12 protein-coding genes are annotated in these 19601 nt (G+C 46.6%); 3 read left to right on the top strand and 9 right to left on the bottom strand.

Features of this window, described 5'->3' with window-relative positions; genetic code table 11:
- Positions 1–44: 44 nt before the first annotated feature.
- The 5 genes from AC1DFM_RS33425 to AC1DFM_RS33445 form a co-directional block, all read right to left on the bottom strand.
- Positions 45–2567 (bottom strand): DUF5686 and carboxypeptidase regulatory-like domain-containing protein, encoded by a 2523-nt coding sequence (locus tag AC1DFM_RS33425; RefSeq protein WP_477081133.1) that lies wholly within the window; start codon positions 2565–2567, stop codon positions 45–47.
- Positions 2568–2651: 84 nt separating this feature from the next.
- Positions 2652–3005 carry a hypothetical protein gene (locus tag AC1DFM_RS33430; RefSeq protein ID WP_477081134.1) on the bottom strand — a complete coding sequence of 118 codons (354 nt, stop codon included), beginning with the start codon at positions 3003–3005 and terminating at the stop codon, positions 2652–2654.
- Positions 3006–3044: 39 nt separating this feature from the next.
- Entirely contained in the window at positions 3045–3719 is a 675-nt protein-coding gene (locus AC1DFM_RS33435; RefSeq protein ID WP_477081135.1) for a hypothetical protein, read from the bottom strand.
- Between the two features lie 153 nt (positions 3720–3872).
- A complete protein-coding gene (locus tag AC1DFM_RS33440; RefSeq protein ID WP_477081136.1) occupies positions 3873–5060 on the bottom strand; it encodes an O-succinylhomoserine sulfhydrylase in 1188 nt (395 codons plus the stop codon).
- A gap of 21 nt (positions 5061–5081) precedes the next feature.
- A complete protein-coding gene (locus tag AC1DFM_RS33445; protein ID WP_477081137.1) occupies positions 5082–5501 on the bottom strand; it encodes an OsmC family protein in 420 nt (139 codons plus the stop codon).
- A 133-nt stretch (positions 5502–5634) separates the two neighbouring features.
- Between AC1DFM_RS33445 and metX the strand changes: the two genes are divergently transcribed.
- On the top strand, positions 5635–6675 hold the full coding sequence (metX, locus tag AC1DFM_RS33450; protein ID WP_477081138.1) for a homoserine O-acetyltransferase MetX: 1041 nt from the start codon (positions 5635–5637) through the stop codon (positions 6673–6675).
- A 150-nt stretch (positions 6676–6825) separates the two neighbouring features.
- A complete protein-coding gene (locus AC1DFM_RS33455; RefSeq protein ID WP_477081139.1) occupies positions 6826–9717 on the top strand; it encodes a TonB-dependent receptor in 2892 nt (963 codons plus the stop codon).
- Between the two features lie 277 nt (positions 9718–9994).
- Here the strand turns inward: AC1DFM_RS33455 and AC1DFM_RS33460 are convergent, their stop codons facing one another.
- The 4 genes from AC1DFM_RS33460 to ychF form a co-directional block, all read right to left on the bottom strand.
- Entirely contained in the window at positions 9995–11560 is a 1566-nt protein-coding gene (locus AC1DFM_RS33460) for a reverse transcriptase family protein (RefSeq protein ID WP_477081140.1), read from the bottom strand.
- A gap of 467 nt (positions 11561–12027) precedes the next feature.
- On the bottom strand, positions 12028–13680 hold the full coding sequence (locus AC1DFM_RS33465; protein ID WP_477081141.1) for an SWIM zinc finger family protein: 1653 nt from the start codon (positions 13678–13680) through the stop codon (positions 12028–12030).
- A 15-nt stretch (positions 13681–13695) separates the two neighbouring features.
- Positions 13696–17022: a HEAT repeat domain-containing protein gene (locus AC1DFM_RS33470; RefSeq protein ID WP_477081142.1), complete on the bottom strand. Its 3327-nt coding sequence runs from the start codon at positions 17020–17022 to the stop codon at positions 13696–13698.
- A 170-nt stretch (positions 17023–17192) separates the two neighbouring features.
- Positions 17193–18296 carry a redox-regulated ATPase YchF gene (gene ychF, locus AC1DFM_RS33475; protein WP_477081143.1) on the bottom strand — a complete coding sequence of 368 codons (1104 nt, stop codon included), beginning with the start codon at positions 18294–18296 and terminating at the stop codon, positions 17193–17195.
- Positions 18297–18363: 67 nt separating this feature from the next.
- Here ychF and AC1DFM_RS33480 point away from each other — a divergent pair, with 67 nt between their 5' ends.
- The gene (locus tag AC1DFM_RS33480) at positions 18364–19596 is read left to right on the top strand and encodes a nucleoside recognition domain-containing protein (RefSeq protein ID WP_477081144.1); all 1233 of its coding nucleotides are present in this window, start codon (positions 18364–18366) and stop codon (positions 19594–19596) included.
- The last annotated feature ends 5 nt before the right edge of the window (positions 19597–19601 follow it).

Here is a 19601-nt window from a genome sequence, read left to right on the forward strand (position 1 = left end):
GGATTTCGCGACCACGGCTGGTAAGGAAATCCCCGGCATCGTTATTAGTCGGTCTTGAATTTAACAATGTTGCCTAATATACCGCCAAATCCTACGCGCACGCCTATACGGGTATTTTCCTGGCTCTGATAACCAGCCACTACGTCCACGCGGATCATTTTAAAGATGTTTTCCAGTCCCCCGAATACTTCTACATAATTATTATCTCCATTTACATAAAAAGCATTGGCGCCTGCCACCAGGTTCCATTTCAGCTTATTGAACAATGGGATTTTATTAGTTAGTAAACCGTTGAAGTGGTGTTCCACATTGGCTGTTGTATAAAATGCCGCAGTAGTACTGTACCGGTAATACGGCGCCAGCTGGAAACTATTCAGGTATTGGATATTGTAGAACGTTTGGTTACCATTGAAATGCTGGTAATCGGGAATCTGCACATTATGACTGTTAAGGAATCCTCCTACCCCAATATGGTAGCGGAATTCACCCAGTAGTTTAAAATTCATATTATCTTTCACAGAGAAATTCCATTTGTCGAAATCAACCACACTGTTACCGATATTGGGAATTCCTTTGGTGTAGCCCACTACGAACGTCGGATATTTAGAGCCGAACGGAATTTTGCGGTCTGGTAATTCCACAAACTGTTGCCCGGGCTGAAAAGTAAAGCTCATGTCCACCACCAGCGCCTGATGCTTTTCAAAAGGCACGTTGGCCAGTTCGTATGGATGATTGGGTGTAAAGGCCTTCCTGTCGTTCTTAAAGAAAACAAAGTCGGTGGTATTCTCTACAGGCATTCTGCTTTCATAATTCACCCCTACAGACAAGCGGTCGTTGGTTTGAAAAACACGACTGTAGCGAAGATTCCCGAACCAGTTTTCATACAACTTCATGTAGTTTTCTTTCAGGAACAGGGTATAGAACTCATTCGCGATATTATCAATGGGATTTTCTTTGTTGAACTGGGAGATGCGCTTCCCTCCTGCCAGTGTCCAGGTGTTGCGGCCATATTTTTTGCGGATGCGGCTCTCGTTGACAAACGTAAATTCCGTATAGGCGTTAAGGTGAGTATTGCTTAATCCGTAGCGGATGCGGGGTGCAATGCTTAATGCACTTTCATTGCCGGTATTCAGTGTCACCTCTGGTTCCAACGCCAGGGCAAGCCCTTCTACCGTATTATATTTCAACGATTTTGCCAGGCCTTTTATGTACAGTGAATGCGACTGAACGGCACTGTCGCGGCGGAAATAATATTTGTGTCTTACGCCGCTCCATAATATACTCATCAGCTTCACGCCTTTCTGTTTTCGTTGCAGCGAGTCCAGGTAATGGGGGGATGACGCAGAGTCACGCGCTGCCTGGGCGGCGCTATCTTTCTGATGATAGTCATTCACCTCATCCGGCTCCAATGGTACCGGGCGGATGCTATCCCAATAAGCATGTTGCTGCTTATCGAAAGCGGTATCATATTTCAGGAAAATGTTGTCGAAGAATTTCGCTGGTAAATTGGGATGTACGTTATAGTCGGAGTAAACATTCACAAAATTACCACCCATGCCGAAGCCAAATTTATTGAAGGCAAAGCGCATCACCTGGTCTTTTACACGCCATACGTCTGCCGTTACCGGTACATGCGTTTGGCGGATCTCCAGGGTGTCCATGAGTTCCAGCTGGTATTCGCTGGTGAGGATTAAATCGGTGCTATGAATGCGCCAGTCGTTGTCAGTAATAAAGATGGTTCCGGAGAACAGGGGCTCCTGTTTACGGCGGGGAATTACTTTAATTCTGTTGACTGTTTTCCCATCTTCTATAAACGTGCCTTCCAGTTGATATTTATAGTAAGCCAGGGCATTTTCTGCGATAGGAGAAATATAGCCACGTGGTCCCATTTGGGTGACGACAGCTGCCACATTATTATCGTAAAAACTGATAATGGCGGGGAAGCTTAAACCGAATCCGCCGCCACTTTTACGGGAAGAGATGACTTCCAGTTTTATCTGATCGGGTTGACGGGCAGATATTTTAGTCATTGATTCGGAAAGGAACATCATGCCTTTGCCGGCGCTGTCTACGCCCATGTCATCCTTATCTACCTTTTGCCCCATGAATCTCCCTGGCACGTTGTTCATGCCAACGGTGCCTTTGATGTAGGACATACAGGTGTATTCCTTTACCTGCTGCTGATAGAAATGTCTTTTTTTAATGGCCTGCCGGATGATGGCATAAGCAGGGTCCTCGCCATTTGCCTTCACCACTACTTCACGGATCTGCATATTAACTGGCTGCAGACGAAAGTCGAGCGTTTGCGTAGGTGCGTTCACGTTAACCGGCAATTCCGTTTTGCGGAATCCGATGTACTGGCAAATAATCGTGTAGTTTCCGGGAGGTAAGTCAAGCTGATATTGTCCCGCAGCATTAGTGGTGGTCCCGGTAGTGGTTCCTTTAATAAAGACGGTTGCAAAAGGTAGTGGTTGATCTTTCTCATCCGTCACCCGGCCTTTGATCACATTCGCCTGACAATAACCGGAGATAAAAATACAAACCAGGGTAAACAGCTGTTTCATCATAAGTCCCAAAAATAATGGCGTGCAGCTTACCGTGTTAAATGGTAAGCTGTTTTATCAGAAGTTTAACAGCCATGATAAGTAGCATCAGGCAGGCTTTTTAGCCACCCTCAGGAAGGCTGCGGTAATGGCACCAAAACCGGCTACCAATGCGCCCAGAAACGCACTTACTACTCCCATTAATGGAGCGCTGCGCACTTTCAAAATCATCTCACTCATTCTGTTAGCCAATATGTGATCGTTTCTTACGTCCATATAAAACGCCAGCATCATCCACAGCACAAAAATGCTAAGGAAAGCACTGAAAAAAGATTTTGCGGGAGATAAAGGCATCAGCAGGGTAACGAGGAAAGCAACGAGTGCTACACTCCACCAGGGTAATACCATACCGGCTATATAAGCCACAATGAGGATCAGGATAAAATGTGCAAAGGATTTCATCTTTCTAATATAAGCAGAAAAATGCAATAAATATCAGGGCTAATCGCAATAGGGAAAACGTTTTTTAAACCGTGCAAAAATATTAGGCGAGCAAACAAGACCATCTTTATACAATGTCAGGTCTTTAAAGGTAATTACATCTGAAGAAGACCAAATGGTGTTACCAGACTTTCCGTCCACCAGCTCATACGAAAACAATTTGCTATCACTCTTAATCATACGGCTGCCTTCCTGGGCGGCTGCAGCGCCGGCAATGCCTATAGCCGCTGCCGCTACCGGCGTAACCCCTAAAGCTGCTCCCGTAGTAGGTCCTACGTTGCTGCCCTTCCTGGATTTGCGGCGTACTGTTGTGACAATACAGGCATCTACTTTTAATATCTTTGCCACGGCATCTATGTCCATGTAGGGTATTTTCCGTAAGTCGACACCCGCCTGCTTCAGGATACTATCTGTCACTTCCCACGGTTGTACTACAACCAGTAAGCGATTGGTATCACTTACAATAGTGTTGTAAAGTGCCTGCTGTAGTTGCAGGCCATAAGTTAATTCTGTTCGTTGAAACCCCTGCATACTACTATCAGCGAGCATGTTGTAATCTACAAACATTGTTCTCACCGGCAGCACGGCAATGATCTTATGATTATATCTGGTTTGACCGGTTGTCAGCAATGGACCAATTCCGGTTAATATAAGCCACAGTAATAACTTTTTCATAAGTGCAGTATAGGTAATACAGGTTTAATAAAACTTGGGAGCAGGTGACGAAGTACCGTGATCCGCAATAGTCCGGCTATGCGGTTATAATAAGAGCTGACGATCCGGATAACCCTTACAGGCATTCCTTTCCGTCAGCTCCGTGATGTATGCTTATTTACTTTTTTCCAGTGCCTGTTCAATATCTGCCAGAATATCCTTTATGTTTTCCAGTCCTACTGAAATACGGATCAATCCTGGGGTGATACCGGCAATAGCTCTTTCTGCATCGCTGAGTTTAGCATGTGTAGTGCTGGCAGGATGAGAAGCAATGCTGCGGCTGTCGCCCAGATTAGCCGTCAATGACAGCAGCTCCAGCGCGTCCAGAAATTTCACGCCTTGTTGCAGGCCTCCTTTCAGCTCGAAGCAAACGATACCGCCACCACCTGACATTTGCTTTTTGGCAATAGCATATTGCGGATGGCTGGGCAGGAAAGGATACTTCACTGACAAGAGGTGTGGATTGCTTTCCAGTGCCTGCGCCAGTTTGAGAGCGCTTTCTGTATGGCGTTCCATTCTCACATACAGCGTTTCCAGGCTCTTGCTCAATACCCACGCATTAAACGGAGACATGGCAGGGCCGGTACTTCTGCAGAAAGTATGTATTTCCTTGATCAGTTCTTTTTTACCTACTACTACGCCTCCGAGTACACGTCCTTGTCCGTCGATCCACTTGGTAGCGGAATGTGTTACCAGATGGGCGCCGGCAGCGATAGGCCGTTGTAATACCGGCGTAGCAAAGCAGTTGTCTACGTTCAGTATGAGATTATGTTTGTTGGCAATATTGGCCAGCAGTTCGAGGTCAATGATTTCCAGTCCGGGGTTGGAAGGTGTTTCCACGAAGATCATCCGGGTGTTGGGTTTAATCATGGCTTCGATACCGGCGGGATCTGTCATATCGAAATAGGAAGTTTCAATGCCCCATTTAGGCAGGAACTTCGTGATCACGGTATGAGTAGAGCCAAAGATAGAGCGGGCGGACAGCAAATGGTCGCCTGCTTTGAGCAGGGCCATGAAGCTGGCGAAGATAGCGCTCATGCCGGAGGAGGTAGCATAACCTGCTTCTCCGCCTTCGAGGGCGCACATCTTTTGTATAAATTCGTCTACGTTGGGATTGCTGAAACGGCTGTAAATATTAAAGTCAGTTTCATCCGCGAACGTAGCGCGCATTTCCTCTGCATTATCAAAACAAAAGCTGGATGTCAGGAACATTGGTGACGCGTGTTCCATCTGATCCGTTCTGGGTATTTGAATTCTTACCGCATTGGTATCCGGTTGATACTGATTTCTGTCTTTGCTCATGGATATGGTAATTACAGCTGTTTAAGCGTTCAATTTCACTTCCCAGGTCAGTTTTGTTTTTCCCTGACGCAGGGTTTCTGCAACAGAACAGTATTTGTTCATGGACAATTCCACTGCACGGGCAGCTTTATCGGGATCGATGTTACCTTTGAGATGGAAAATCAGGTGAGCAGTTTCCCAGAGAGAAGGTTCTTTTCCTTTTTCTCTTTCTGCTTCAATTTCGATGCGGAAATCTTCTACTTCCTGACGTTGTTTCTTCAGGATCATCATCACATCAATGGCAGAACAACCGCCGAGGCCCATGATGACCATTTGCATAGGTCGTACCCCGTTATTCTTACCGCCATTCTCCAGAGATGAGTCCATCAGTACTTTGTGGCCGTTTTCATCTACTGCCTCCATATTAAATCCGTCGTCTACTCTTTGTAATGCTATCTTCATAATTAATGCGTTTCTTGAACAAAGATAAAAAAATCCATGGCCATTACGAATTACAAATTATGAACATACGCAGGATACTACCTGTAAATCCCTTGATGTATATTCTTAATTTTTTAATGGCAATATTGTAGTTTTGCGCAAATTCAAAAAAGCATTGTCGGCAAAGGTATTTTACAGTCAAGCAGCATTCCGGTTAGAGTCCGGTCAGGTATTACCAGGATTACATATCGCGTATCATACGTATGGAACGATGAATGCCGATGGCAGTAATGTGGTATGGGTATGTCATGCGTTAACCGCAAACAGCGATGTAGCTGACTGGTGGACCGGCCTAATAGGCGCAGGCAAGCCGATAGATCCGGAGCAGCATTTCATTGTATGTGCCAATATTATTGGTTCCTGTTATGGCAGCAGTGGTCCGCACACCACCAATCCTGACACCGGAAGGCCCTGGTATCAAAGCTTTCCGGCGGTTACCATCCGGGATATGGTACAAGCGCATGTATTATTGAGAGCGCACTTGCAGATACCACGTATCCATTTATTGATAGGTGGCTCTATGGGTGGCTATCAGGCGCTGGAGTGGTCGCTGACAGAACCTTCTCTCATTGACCGTTTATTCCTGTTATGTACCGGCGCTGCCGAAAGCGCCTGGGGTATTGCGATACATACGGCACAGCGACTGGCCATAGAAGCGGATACCACCTGGCAGGACGACATTCACCATGCTGGTTCAAAAGGGCTCAAGGCTGCCAGGGCGATTGGTATGCTCACCTATCGCAATTACCAGACTTTTGTAAAAGCGCAATCAGATGAAGACAAAGAGAAAACCGATCATTTCCGGGCTTCTTCCTATATCAACTACCAGGGCGATAAACTGGTGAAACGCTTCAATGCGCAAACCTACTGGCTGCTCACCAAAGCGATGGACAGCCACAACATCGCACGTGGTCGCCACGAAAATATTACCGCTACCCTATCTCATATTCAGCAGCCAACACTGCTGATAGGCATCAGCAGCGATATTTTATGTCCGCCGGAAGAACAGCAGTTCATGGCTGCCCACCTCCCACAGGCAACTTATCATGAAATAGATTCTACGTATGGCCATGATGGTTTCCTGATAGAATTTGAAAAAATAGGTCGCATCCTCCGGGAATGGATGGCTAAATAAAGCTTGTATCCCAATCAGATACGAAGAAGAGAAAAGCAGCGGACAGTTCCGCTGCTTTTTTATTTTAATCCCATCTCCCAAAATGTCCAAAGCAGTTTTTTTTCGGTATATTTAAATTAAGACCAAATCTAAAGTATTAATCCACTGCGTATGAAAAGCATTTCTATCAAAGCCCTATGGGGCGTTCTGGTGCTTTTATTATCCCTAACCCAGGTAATTTCAGCCCAAACATCTACGAGTATTAGTGGCGTTGTCCATGAAAAAGGCAATGGCCATGTACTCCCCGGTGTAACTGTTAGTGTCAAAGGCGCTACTGCTGGTACTATTACAGGCAGTAGCGGAACGTTTACTCTTAAAACCACGCACGCTTTCCCGCTAACGCTTGTATTTTCGTATGTAGGTTACAAAACTGAAGAGAGACAAGTCAGTGCTGCTACAGACAACGTATCAGTAGAACTCAGTACCACCGAAATCCTCGGCCAGGAAGTGGTGGTAGCCGCCAGCCGTGTACAGGAAAGCATCCTGCAATCACCTGTATCTATCGAAAAGCTGGATGCGCGCGCCATCAGAGCTTCTCCGGCCCCCTCCTTTTATGATGCCATCGGCAACCTGAAAGGTGTGGAAATGAGCACCCAGAGCTTAACTTTCAAATCAGTGAACACCCGTGGGTTCAACAGCAATGGTAATACCCGCGTGTTACAACTGAATGATGGTATGGACAACCAGGCTCCCGGCCTCAACTTTGCCGTAGGCAACATGGTGGGTATTCCCGAACTGGACCTTGACAACGTAGAGTTGATTCCCGGCGCTGCTTCTGCCCTCTATGGTCCGAACGCCCTCAATGGTATTGTGCTGATGACCAGCAAAAACCCTTTTCAATACCAGGGCGTCAGCGCTCAGGTAAAGACCGGCTTTTTGAATGATAACGGTCGCACCAGTGCTACTACCGGCTATTATGATGTAGCAGTGCGGTATGCACATGCCTTTAATAACAAATGGGCATTTAAATTAAACGTAGGCTACCTGCAGGCGAAAGACTGGCAGGCGTATGATCACCGCGACCAGAGCCTTGCTAACGGGCATACGCTGGCCGACGGCACCCGCGCGAATAATGAAGGATATAATGGTGTGAATGTTTATGGTGACGAAAATACCGTAAACATGTATAATACCTTTGCCGCACAGGCGGCCAATCCTAATTCCGACTTCTCCAAACAATTAAGTCAGGTATCTGGCCTGTTACATGGGCTGGTAACACCTGCGCAGATTTTTGCAGCTGCCATTCCGGGTGCAGCCAACAGCAGTATTACCCGTACCGGTTATAACGAATCAGATGTGGTTGATTATACCACTAAGAATCTGAAATTGAATGGCGCCCTGCATTATAAGATTAATGAAAACCTGGAAGCGTTGATCCAGGGTAGTTATGGCGCCGGTACTACCGTATACACCGGGGCTGATCGTTACTCCCTGAAGAACTTCAATATGGGCCAATATAAAGTAGAATTAAAGAGCCCTGACTTCTATGTAAGATTATATACTACACAGGAAAGATCCGGCGATAGCTATGCCGGCGGTACGCTGGCTTCCGGTATTAATGAAGCATGGAAAACCAGTCAGAAATGGTATGGCGACTATTTTCAAACTTATGCCGGCGCTTCCATTGGCACCTTTGCACAGGCATACGGTGCTGCATTACAGGGAGGAGCCTCCCCGGCAGCTGCACTTGCAGCCGCCCAGAATGCAGTGAACGGTAATCGCGGCGCCTTTAACACGGCTGCCAGAACCAAGGCAGACGAAGGCCGCTTAATACCCGGTACCGCTGCTTTTGATGCTGCTGCTGACAAAGTAAAAAACAAAGCCATCCCAGGAGACTCCTCTGGCGTAGGTGCGAAGTTTACAGATAAAACTAACCTGTATCAGGCTGAATTCATGTACAACTTCCATAAGCTGATACCCTTCGCCGAAATCCTCGTCGGTGGTAACTATCGCCGCTATGCCCTCAATTCAGAGAAAACACTTTTTGCCCTGGATAACAACGGCAATGAATTCCGTATCAACGAATATGGCGGCTATGTGCAGATAATGAAGAAACTGATCAATGATCATCTGAAACTGACAGGTTCTATACGTTACGACAAGAACATGAACTTCAAAGGTCAGTTCAGTCCTCGTTTGTCAGCCGTATACACCTTCCTGCAAACACAGAATATCCGCGTTTCTTATCAAACCGGTTTCCGTATTCCGCATAACCAGGATCAATACATTGATCTCGTTACGCCACAGGCTCACCTGATTGGTGGTTTACCGTTTATGATTGAACGTTATGGCTTGAATACAGGTCCGGTATTTTCACTGCAATCTGTACAGGCGGGCGCTCCCAAACAGTATACCTTCAATGAGTTCTTACCTGAACAAATCCAGGCATATGAACTGGGTTACAAAGCGGTCATCGCGAAGCAGTTATTAATAGATGCCTACATCTATAAAAATGACTTTAAACACATGAATGGTACACAGGTACTGGTACAACCTGATAAAATTGACCCTACCAAGCGTAATATTTTCTCTATTCCAGTGAGTGCACAACAAACCGTACATTCATGGGGTTGGGCACTGGGACTGGATTACAGCCTGCCACTGAATTTCACGGCTGGTGGTAATGTATCCTACAATGAGTTGACCAATCAAAAGGATCTGGGTACTTTCCTCGCCATGTACAATACACCAAAAGTTCGTTACAGCCTGAATGTAGGCAATCGCAACATTGCCAATTCAAATTTTGCGGTGAACGTTTTATGGAAATGGCAGGACTCCTTCGTATGGCAATCTGCGTTTGTTGGACCTGCTGTAAACGTAGCAGGACTCAGCGAAATGCCATCATTTGGTACGCTGGATGCGATGGTGAGCAAATTTTTCCCGAAAGCTAAAACTACGGTGAAACTGGGTGCGGTGAACCTGTTGAATAAAAAATATATTCAATCATGGGGTAACCCTACTATCGGATCGCAGTATTATGTTTCATTAGGATATAATTTGTAATAGCTTTCTTTTAGCAGATAATACAAAATAACAAAGGCCTTGCGGGTTATTTTCCTAAGTAAAAATATTTAGGAAGATACATACGCAAGGCCTTTGCTATGTGAAGCATCAGGCGCCGTGTAAGCCTTGTGCCAGTGGCTTTCAGGGAAGTGTAGCGCGTTAAAATATCAAAAGCCTTGTGCATTTATTCTTCTAAACAATTGTGTTTAGAAAGATAAATACGCAAGGCTCTTTTTATATAAAAACCAATTGTCTTGTACGCTGATCAGGCCAACCGCTACAACACATCCCACCAGGGTTTATCTGGTGTGGCGGGTTTATCTGTGGATGGATTTGCAGGAGGCACGTTAGCTGCCGGTGCAACGGGTTGGGCAGTATTGATATGAACACCTGTAACACTGGGTGTAGCTGGTAATTGCTCACCAGTCCAGATACTACGGGCTTCCGCTTTGATATCCTCTCTTTGCAGTAATGCTGTCAGGGAGGCTTTCAGCTTCGTTCCCAGATCAGGCTTCACCATGTATACGAAATTGGCATAGCCTTCCATGCTGCTGATAATGTTCTTTCCTTTGCCCCAGGATTTACCGGATAAACCGGTATGTCCTATCTGATGCAGCAGCGCACGAAATCTACGCAACGTAGTACGATCAAGGCTCAGCTTTTCATTTACCACAATGCCGGTTACTTCTTGTTTGTCGCCGCGACGCATAACTTTCAGTTTCTCCGGATGCAGGGTAAACCCTTCTTCTTTCACAAACATTTTAATGGCGCGGAGCAGTTGTCCTGCTTTATCTGCCACATCTCCTTTTGCGGAGAAAGTCATATCATCTGCATATCGCGTGTAGGCGTAACCGTATTTATTTGCCAGTCCTGCGAAACGCTGATCCAGCTTATAGCAGATCAGGTTGGTGATAGCCGGACTGGTAGGCGCCCCTTGAGGAAGGTGTCTTTCTGTTTTGGCAACGTAATATTTGCGGCCATCCATCAGTACTTCATCTACTTCCGGCTCGGTGCAAATGAGGCCCAATATCGTAGCTACCTGTTCGGCATAACCCAGTTTACAGAAAAGTCCTTTTACTCTTTTGTAGGCTACAGATGGGAAGAAATCTTTCAGATCAAGATTGATCACAATATCCTGGCCTATATGTGGCGTAGCATTGGTCACGATAGATTTTCCCGGAACGAAGCCGTGTGCGGCATCGTTGTTTTTTATTTTATACAGGATGTTCTCCAATATCCAGTGTTGCGCGGCTTTCAGCTGTGGCATGGGTGCAGAAATCACGCGGGTACCGCCTGATTTTTTTGGCACCAGAAAACGCTGATAGTGGGTATGGTGCCCTACTTTCCGGCTAAACGACAGATAGCGCAGTTTTCCAATGGTAATATCCATTGCGTTGGCTAATGCCACCGCATCTGACAATACCGGTAAACCAAATTTTGCGAGTTGTGCGGCATCTGGTGTTACTTTGTTGAGTCCGGCGGATACGTCTTCACCCAGATATACGATTTGCAGATTTTTAGCAACGGCCCATTCTGCCGCGCGTTTCGCCCGCTCTTCTTCTCTGCGTTTTTTAGTTTCTACGCGCTTGAGTTTTGCTTTGGCCATGCGGTCTTTGCGCATGTCTTCCAGCATCTTGCGTTTGTTGCGATATTTTTGCTTTTCAGCCAGGAGCTCATTCAGCTGACGATGCAACTCTCCCTCCTTACGAATCAATGTTACCGCAGGTGTAGGCTGTCCCACATTATTAGGCCAGAACCCCAGGCGGGACATTTCTTCCAGTATATATTCCTCTTTAGAGGAAGCACGTATTTGATCGTAGAGCTGTTGACGGGTTAAAGACATGATAAATATTTTGGTATTTATTCATTTTTTCTGAAGGGGAACTATATGACTCAACAGCATGCTGCTATTGGCATACAATCGCCCAAAAAGCTTAATAATAAAATACAATGATGGTGGTGAAAGGTGACTGGCAGTGTAGCCTTGCTGAGTGGGAAGAAACAAAATTCTGTAAAGAGGAAAGGCCTTCGTGCGAACCATTGACTAAATCAATCAACTCCAGGGAGGGGCCTACCATACGTATATTTCAGCCCTCGGGGCTACTACCGGAAATATGCGTATGGTAGGCCCCTCCCAAAGTAAAGATTGCATTTAGTGAAGCATGTATAGTCAATAAACCTGAATGACGAAACATCATTCGTCCCTTTTCGGGCGCAAGTGCAATCAATTCCTCTTTACAAAGATCTTTGTTATTAACGAGTCAGCAAGGTAGAAATAATTTTCGGAAAATAAAATATCTCCCTAAAAAATTATTTCACCGCTTTACTTTCCGAATGCGCTATACGCAGTGCCAGCATGTGTTCGCAAGGCCCTTTGTATAATTTATTCGTACCAAAAAAGCTACAATCACAATGTCCTTCACTTAATCTTTCATCTCCATCTATGGTAATAACGGGATGGTATACACGCTGTGTTAACTGTACATTTCCTTTTAGTTGTAATCCAACGCMAGGAACGTCTGTTTCCGTTACGCTTACCTTCCCTTCTTTAATATATTTGTTGGCGGATTCTTCCTGTGGATTGGAGAAGCGCAACTGATCCAGCGGCAATGGCTCCCGGCTCAGTTCCCGCAAGCGATACAGCCCTGTATGCAGGTCATAGATCACTTTACCCGCCTGTGTATAAATGCCCAGAGCGCCTAACACCGTTGCCTTGTCCAAACCGGTAGCACTGGCAATGGTGGCTGGTTTCGCCATCCAACGTGTTTTCAGGTCATTCATTACTTTGATCTTGGCGGCATCATCTACTGCTGCTCTCGGCGCCATGAGATCAAATTGTCCGGCGCGTGACCAGTCGTTGGTAGTCCAGCCACTTAATCCCAGTGTAAACTGCATATCACCCAGATCTGCCACATAGAAAGATGGCAACCCATTACCGGTAAGATGTACCGTAAATTTGCGGGCAATCGGGATCAGTCTTTCCAGGATCAACATCCTTCTCCTACCCCAGATCCGTATTTCCCGGCGCTGCGGACCGGTGTATAACGATCTCGCACATACGATTTCATGGTTCCAGGGTTCAAATACGGCGCGTACTGGTTTACCTGGTTCCAGAATAAAACGGATAGACCGCGGGCCATTTTTTTCTTTGAACCGGCGTAACCAGGAACAGAAATTATATACATCCATCGGATGCAGATCGAAGCTGGCTGCGGGTAATGTCATCGCTGAACTCACCTGCAAAAATCCTCTCACCCAGCTATCTGGTAAATCAATCTTTACCTCATGATATAATTCTTCCTGGGAAGTTTGCACCTGGAAGCCACCCGGATCTATCTTAAAATCTGTTTCTTTATAATCCCGGATCTTCTGGAACTCATTATACAAAGCCGCAGAATAATCGATGTTGGTAGTACCACATTCAAATTCATTGACCTCTTTGAATACGTTATAGCTGGCACTTAGTTTTCCGTAAGTAGATTCATCCTGGCTGAAACATTCAAAGAACATTTCATCCGGATGTACGGTAATCACGGGGTCCAGCACAAACCAGGCGTCGCGATCTTTCTGGTATAGAAAGTCGAAATACTGTTTCCGGGCTTTATAAAAAGGTCCCATCACTTTGTCCTTCTCTACCGCAATATCCTTCAGCTCTTCTCTGACCGCTTCTATTCGCGCATCAGCAGCTTTCTCGTCGTATTGATTCATGTACTCCGCCAGCCAGAGTGATTCCTGCTGGGCAGCCCATTCTTTATAAGCGGTTTTATCTTTGGGTTTAAAGCGCAAATCAGACACCACTACATCATGCAGGGCGGATATGGCTTCACGGAAAGCTATTTTTTTGTGCAGCTTCCCTACAAAGAAAGTCGGGTCACGGTGGGTGTCCGGTGCAAAGGAAATGCCGGCAGAAGTAGCATTGCTGTACACCTGAGAATTACCACTGTATCTATAATTGAATAACATAAAATGGATTACTTTTTAAGATACTCTTATCGCTGTTGGCACTATATGGATAGGCAGATCAATGGTGAACTGCTGCTGTATGCGATACATAATATCAATACAGCGGGCTTTATCTCCAATGGCTACGGTAGCGGAAATATGCGCAATGATATGTCCGATGTAAGTAGCGGCATCTGCTGATTTCAAGGCTTCTTTCTCCAGGAATCCAAAAATCCTTTCTTTCGCAACACGGGCTTTATTGACCCGGCTTAACACGATCCGGAAATATGGTTCCAGTTGCTGCAGATAATCCAGGTTACCTGCGGCGTAGCGCTCCAGGTAATTGGTCGCAAATAACTGCATGGATTCGCTGGGATGCTGACTCAGTTTCAGGAGATAGCTGGTGCCATCTTCTTCGCGGAAGAAGCGCATCAGCAGTTCCCGGCCGAAGGTCTGGATATCTGACCTTACGCTATCCGCAACGGCTACCAATGTTTCAGGACTCCAGTCGTTTTCACTAAACTGTGTACGGAAAAACTCCATGGCACTGCGCCGGCTATCCTCCCATTTCGCATCCAGTAAACCGATAGCTGCATCGCGTTCGTAGCGGATGCGTTCTATGTTGGTATAGTAGAACTGCCAGCACCATTCTCTCACGGCGAGCAATTCATGGCTACCGGCGGCGATCACTTGTTTCAACGATAATGCGGATGCCGGAATGTATTTGTTGAGTACGATCAACCCGAATTCCTGTGCTGCGCGATAATTGGAATACAGCAGGCGTAATGCAGTGTCGGTATCTACATCCTGTAAATAATTTACCAGTTCATTACCGAGAATAGCAGCGATATCCGCATGCATACCTTCCGCGGTTTCCTTACGCATCAGCCGTGGTACCAACTCATTAACAAGGTACACCGCCAGGCGGTGATCCTGTTCTACCAGTTGATGGATCAGCGGACGAATACCGTTTCGTACATCCGTGTACGTATTTAATATAATTTGAAGTACAAGTTCTGGCCGGGCCAGCAATTCAGTGGTCCCCATGGCGGTCAGCACTTTCACACCAGCTTCTCTTACCGGTTGGAAGCTATTGGCCAGTAGGTTATTCACCAGACCATCTGATATTTCAGTATAATTAAAATGACCCTGTTTGAGCAGCAGCAGGCGCGCAGCAAAAGCATGACAGGCTGCCACCGGGCTTTTCAGCAGGTCTTCTATTACTGGTATACCCGTTTCCGTGAGGGCTTCTTTACAGAAGGTTTCAATGATATCACAGCCATCATTCAGGTTTACGTTCCCTGCTTCCGTAGCTGTTTTCAGGGCAAGTAAACCACTGATAGCCTTGGAAGCCAGTACCCTGGCTTTGTCCAGCGGCAGGTGCGCAGGCTTCAACTGTTTGCGTACAAAGTTGCGTACTTCCTGGTAAGGCGAGAAGATGAGCTGCATGAGGAAGTCCGCATCGCCAAAGCAAAGGGCTTCATGCTCGCTGATCCATTGCAAACCCTGTACCCTTGCCAGTTCCAGCGGACTTTTAATCAGCACATAGAACAGGCCCAGTTCCGGATTGGCCGGATTGTATCTTTCCTTCGCCAGTTCCAGTCCGAACATGGAAGGGATGCTGAAAGGATTTGACAGTAAACCGGCAATCACTTTTTCATCCATCTTCGCTTTCAGGGACACATAGTCGGGATGTTGTTTCAGCTGCTCCATGGCAAAAATATGTACCACTTCCATCCGTGCAGATATCAGCAATTGGACGAATGCCTGTGGCAACTGTTGCCATAGATTCAGGTGAGGTACATCACTTACTACTTCGGGCGCCTTCTCTGGTTGGTATTCTGGCGGCACTGCGGCAGTGGTGAGGTTTTTCTCTGTTCCACCCAGCCAGCCGAATAATTTCCTCAGCAGTCCATTTTTATCCTGATTTTTAGTGGCATCCGGATTGGCGCCCAGTACGGGTTTATTCTGACCGGAGGCAGCGGTGCTGTCCTCTTTTTTGAACATCCATTCGTTGCCACGGGGCAGTAGTATGAGATTGGCGGCGTTGCCACGTAATATATAATTCAGGAATACGGCGCGGGAGTTAGCCGGAAACTGCCGGTAGGTGGTTACATAGCGACCATTCTCCCAGGCATAATCGCGCACCTGGTATTCTTTGGTAGCATCTCTTCCTTCTTCGTATTGCAGCAGCAATGCGGTGGCCAGGCGTACGTACTGCGTGTCGCTGGTGTCGCCGAACTGTTGCAGGTGACGCATTACGCGACGATGGAGGTAAGCCCGTGTTTTATTGGAATACGACAGTCTGCTCGTAGGGCGACGAAGTTCTTTATCTGGCTGCATCGTTTCCTGCAGTTCAGGAACGTAAACTTTTCCAGCTACCTTTTCGTCATCGTAATTGAAGTAACTGCCGGGATTGACAAACATGGCGGCTTCCCTTTCAAATCTCGCGGCCAGGATGGCAACAATGCCCTGATCGTCGCGGAGTTCAGCCTGTTTGAAAATATGGCGGATATGCTGGAAGTAGGAAGGTCTGAATGGCAACTGATGTAACAAGGCAATCATGGCCTGTTTCACGGTGGCATTTTCATATGCTACCAGGAATAGTTCTTCCAGTACATCATAATTCGGTTGTTGCTGGTTCACTATTCTTTCCTGCAAGAGCTGGAACAGCGCTCCCACATCATTGGTGGCAATGGTGGTCTGGAAAATTTCGGGTAGCCGTTGAAGATAGGATTGTATATGCGTTGTCCGTTCTTCCGGCGGCAATACCAGCAACAGTCCGTTGGCAGCCAGCATCCGGACGTTGAGTTTCCAGGAGCTGTTGTCTGCATAAGAACGAAGTGCCGGAATAGCGGCAGGATCGGCGCATTTACCCAATGCCCATAAGGCGTTATAGCGTTGCAACGCGTCTCCTTTTTCTACCAGCTTAATCAGGTAAGGTACGGCCTCTTTCAGCTTCTCTTCCCCTGCCCGCCAGATAACGCGGGGAGTATTCCAGCTGGTTTTATAGGAAGATTTTCCTTCTATGGCGTCCTGTAGACGTCGTAGAATAGCGCGGTGCTTAACATTTTCCACGGCAGTAGTATCTACCGGAACAAATGATAAGTCCTGTGTTGCTTCCTGTTCTCCAAGATATCCTTTGCTTCGCTTCTCCTTTTCAAGGGCGTCGAATATGGTAGTGGCGGCGGGAAGAGCTACCGGGTTAACGGTTTTGGTTCCATCCTTCAGGTTTCCAAATCTTTTTCCATATCGGAAATTAACAAGATACTGGTCCGGGCCAACTTCACAAAGGTCAATTTCATACGTCTTATCCGAGTTTCCTTCACGGAAAAAGAGTTTTACGTTTTTGACTATTCGCATGTGCTACAATAATAATAGTGGGCTAAGCTAATAAAAGATTTACAAAAACAAAGTCCTGAATATAAAAACGTGGATAAATAAGTATATATACGTAACCGTTAGTGGGGTAAAATAAGAAAGGGCCGGATGTACTCCGGCCCTTTCGCTGTTATCATCTTTAAACGAATATTTTACACGTTGAAGCGGAAATGCATTACATCTCCATCAGCTACCACATATTCTTTTCCTTCAATACGCAAGCGGCCGTTATCGCGGGCTGCTGCTTCGGAACCGTATTTCACGTAGTCATCATAAGCAATTACTTCTGCCTTGATAAATCCTTTCTCGAAATCGGTATGGATCACGCTGGCCGCCTGTGGTGCTTTCCAGCCTTTGTGGATGGTCCAGGCACGTACTTCCTGCACGCCGGCAGTGAAGTAGGTGATCAGTTCCAGCAGGTTGTAGGCAGAGCGGATCAGGCGGTTCAGACCTGGTTCTGTCAGACCGTATTCACCGAGGAACAGTTCCTTATCAGCTGGCTCTTCCATTTCGGAGATCTGTGCTTCAATGGTGTTGTTCATCACGATGACAGTAGCACGTTCTGCTTTCACTGCTTCCTGCAGGGCTTCAGAATATTTATTACCTGTATGTAAAGACGCCTCATCTACGTTAGCCACGTATAACACGGGTTTTTCGGTGAGGAGGAACAGGTCGGCAATGGCTACGCGTTCCTCTTTGTCGAGGCCCAGTTCGCGGATATTGCGTCCTTTTTCCAGGTGTTCCTGGCATCTTTTCAGTACTTCAAATTCTATTTTCGCTTTAGGATCGCCGCCGGTTTTCGCCATTTTCTCGGTGCGGGCTACTTTACGTTCCACGCTGTCGAGATCTTTCAACTGTAACTCGGTGTCAATGATTTCCTTATCGCTTACGGGGTTGATTTCGCCTTCTTCGCGAAGAATGTTTTCATCTTCGAAGCAGCGGATCACGTGTACGATAGCATCTACCTCACGGATGTTAGCCAGGAATTTATTTCCGAGACCTTCTCCTTTACTGGCGCCTTTAACGAGACCGGCAATATCCACGAACTCGATGGTTGTAGGCACCACGCGTTCTGGTTTTACCAGCTCTTCCAGTTTATACATACGTTCGTCGGGCACATCTACCTGTCCTACGTTCGGTTCTATCGTACAGAAGCGGTAGTTACTGGCCTGCGCCTTAGCGCTGTTGCTCACCGCATTAAATAAAGTCGATTTTCCTACATTCGGCAATCCTACAATTCCAACTTGCAAAGCCATTTTTTAAAATTTGCGCAAAGATAGGTTTATTTTAGTTTATTTGTTGATTGAATAAACCAATAATCTAATGGCATTAAACTACGTATGGCTGGGATTTTTTCTTATTGCATTCGTTGTAGCAGTTTTCAAGTCGGTAGTTTTACAGGACGCATCGGTATTCGGCGACATTATGAATGGCATGTTTGCCAGCGCTAAAACCGGCGCAGAAATTTCACTGGGCCTGGCGGGGATTATGACGCTATGGCTGGGTATCATGCGTATTGGCGAGGTAGCCGGCATGATTAACCGCTTTTCCCGGCTGGTGAATCCCTTTTTCTCCAAGCTGTTCCCTGATGTACCCAAGGGGCATCCGGCCATGGGGTCTATGATGATGAACTTTTCAGCTACCCTGCTGGGGCTCGACAATGCCGCCACCCCTATGGGACTCAAAGCCATGAAGGAATTGCAGGAAATTAACCCTAAACCGGAAGAGGCCAGCAATCCGCAAATCATGTTTCTGGTGCTGAACACCGCTGGCATGGTGCTGATTCCGACCTCGGTGATTGCCATCCGGCTGGCAGCAGGCGCAGCCAATCCCGCGGATATCTTCATCCCTACGGTCATATCTACGTTTATGGCGTTTATTATGGGTATGGTGACCGTATCCATCTTCCAAAAAATTAATCTCTTTAAGCTGACTGTATTAATTGCTATGGGCATTTTCGCGGGTATTATGGCCTTGCTTTGGTTTTGGGTGAATAGCCTACCGGCAGCGGAAATTGGGCCTAAAACCGCCTCTCTTGGCGGCGCCGTGATCTTCGTGATTATTGTTACTTTCCTCATTGCAGGCATGGTAAAAAAGATAAATGTATATGACGCTTTTATTGAAGGCGCCAAAGAAGGATTCCAGGTATCTGTGCGGATTATTCCTTACCTGGTGGGGATGCTGGTAGCCATCAGCGTATTCCGTACCACAGGGTGCCTGGACTATGTGACCAATGCCATCGGATACCTCGTTGGTAAAATGGGGCTCAATACTGATTTCGTACCGGCGTTACCGGTAGCCTTTATGAAGCCGCTGAGTGGTGGTGGCGCCCGTGCCCTGATGGTGGATATCCTGAAAACACATGGAGTAGATTCCTTTGTGGGCAAGCTGGCCAGCATCATCCAGGGTACTACAGAAACGACCTTCTACGTACTGGCGGTATACTTTGGGTCCGTTAATATCAAACAAACCCGGTATGCCCTGGCAGCGGGCCTGATAGCMGATTTCTTCGGAATGCTCTGCGCTATTTTGCTGGGGTATTTCTTCTTTCACTAATTAAT

The organism is Chitinophaga sp. 05T412 (genome assembly GCF_056396465.1).

What these genes read in the sequence shown, in the direction of transcription:
- AC1DFM_RS33425 (WP_477081133.1), bottom strand. Translation starts at nt 2,567, where the DNA reads ATGATGAAACAGCTGTTTACCCTGGTTTGTATTTTTATCTCCGGTTAT.
- AC1DFM_RS33430 (WP_477081134.1), bottom strand. Translation starts at nt 3,005, where the DNA reads ATGAAATCCTTTGCACATTTTATCCTGATCCTCATTGTGGCTTATATA.
- AC1DFM_RS33435 (WP_477081135.1), bottom strand. Translation starts at nt 3,719, where the DNA reads ATGAAAAAGTTATTACTGTGGCTTATATTAACCGGAATTGGTCCATTG.
- AC1DFM_RS33440 (WP_477081136.1), bottom strand. Translation starts at nt 5,060, where the DNA reads ATGAGCAAAGACAGAAATCAGTATCAACCGGATACCAATGCGGTAAGA.
- AC1DFM_RS33445 (WP_477081137.1), bottom strand. Translation starts at nt 5,501, where the DNA reads ATGAAGATAGCATTACAAAGAGTAGACGACGGATTTAATATGGAGGCA.
- AC1DFM_RS33455 (WP_477081139.1), top strand. Translation starts at nt 6,826, where the DNA reads ATGAAAAGCATTTCTATCAAAGCCCTATGGGGCGTTCTGGTGCTTTTA.
- AC1DFM_RS33460 (WP_477081140.1), bottom strand. Translation starts at nt 11,560, where the DNA reads ATGTCTTTAACCCGTCAACAGCTCTACGATCAAATACGTGCTTCCTCT.
- AC1DFM_RS33470 (WP_477081142.1), bottom strand. Translation starts at nt 17,022, where the DNA reads ATGCGAATAGTCAAAAACGTAAAACTCTTTTTCCGTGAAGGAAACTCG.
- ychF (WP_477081143.1), bottom strand. Translation starts at nt 18,296, where the DNA reads ATGGCTTTGCAAGTTGGAATTGTAGGATTGCCGAATGTAGGAAAATCG.